This is a genomic window from Vibrio sp. 03_296, assembly GCF_002265885.1.
Genome location: NZ_NPKW01001033.1, coordinates 1 through 740 on the forward strand (window position 1 = coordinate 1; position 740 = coordinate 740).

General features: G+C 41.6%; 1 protein-coding gene and 1 pseudogene. One reads left to right on the top strand and one right to left on the bottom strand.

The window, feature by feature from the left end; all coding sequences use genetic code 11:
- Positions 1-198, top strand: a pseudogene (locus CIK04_RS29655) (NADP-dependent phosphogluconate dehydrogenase); the annotation flags it as partial.
- Positions 199-266: 68 nt separating this feature from the next.
- On the opposite strand, the gene CIK04_RS29660 reads toward CIK04_RS29655, so the two are convergent.
- Positions 267-470, bottom strand: coding sequence for a hypothetical protein (locus CIK04_RS29660; protein WP_176463475.1), 204 nt, complete (start codon positions 468-470; stop codon positions 267-269).
- Between the last annotated feature and the right edge of the window lie 270 nt (positions 471-740).

Consider the following 740-nt stretch of genomic DNA (forward strand, 5'->3'; position numbering starts at 1 on the left):
ATGCCATGTACAACGTCTGCACTGACGTTCCTTGACGGTTACACAACAGCGCGTCTACCTGCAAACTTACTGCAAGCACAACGTGACTACTTCGGTGCTCACACTTATGAGCGTATCGACCGTGAGCGTGGTGAATTCTTCCACACCAACTGGACAGGTACCGGCGGTAACACAGCGTCGACGACTTACGACGTTTAATAGATCGTTAGTTAACCAATAAAACGCAAAAGGATGTCCAAGTGACATCCTTTTTTATTGAATGACGTTTAAAGGATAATGAATAAGCTTACTGCGTTCTTTTCTTGGGTGTGGTTGGAATGGTATTTTTCGATGAACTTGTCGCGAAGGTAGAGCAACAAGCTCACAACTAAAGCAACGATAGACACCGTAAACAGAGCATACATACTCAATATCCACGCAAACGTTGCGCTAAGAAAAGCGACGAAAGAGAACATTCTGCTGAATGACATGACCGAGTTTCTGTTGCATAAGAACCTCCAATGGTTTCTGTTTGTCTATGCCTACAATGTCAGTTGGTGGGGGTGGATACATAAAATGTCGGCTAAATAAATCTCAAAAAGTGTACATCTTTGATGAAGGTAGTGTTTTTATTCAACATGAAAGGCGGTATTTCGTAAAAATGTTGTCAAAAGTCTCACTTTGTCTATCTACGCCCCCGAACTCATCCTATAATTAGCGTGACATATGGAGGATGTTTAATATTTAAACATCCTCTATTT